Genomic DNA, 429 nt, shown 5'->3' on the forward strand with positions numbered 1-429 from the left:
AATGTGACGTTATTGACCAATGGCGATATTGTGTTGGTTTTTGAAGGACAGGGCGTCGATAATACGAGCGTCTATTATGAATATGGAACGTTTGACAATGACGAAGTGTCTTGGCACACGAATGGCATCCCCTATGACAACGGGCTGCAACCTTCGATCGCTGCGTTGGATAACGGACGATCATTAAAGACACACAAAAGCGAGTCGGATGGTCATCTTTGGCTAAGCACCAATAAAGTAGTTGATCCTCATTTAATATGGAGAATTGGAGAGACAGAGAAATACGAACCGCATAATTCAAACAATCCCGTGATGTTGCAGCTGGATAACGGATACATTTTATCGATGTTTGATAGCAATCAAAGCAATGGAACATGGAACCGAATGGGGGAAGTGTCTTCAAACGGTCAAGAGGTTGAATGGACAACG

At 43.4% G+C, this 429-nt stretch carries 1 protein-coding gene; it reads left to right on the top strand.

Features of this window, described 5'->3' with window-relative positions; translation table 11 throughout:
* A partial coding sequence (locus AB1471_RS17125) for a hypothetical protein (RefSeq protein ID WP_367780946.1) occupies window positions 1–429 on the top strand: 429 nt, incomplete at both ends.

It is taken from the genome of Jeotgalibacillus marinus, assembly GCF_040801915.1.
GTDB classification, from domain to species: domain Bacteria; phylum Bacillota; class Bacilli; order Bacillales; family Jeotgalibacillaceae; genus Jeotgalibacillus; species Jeotgalibacillus marinus.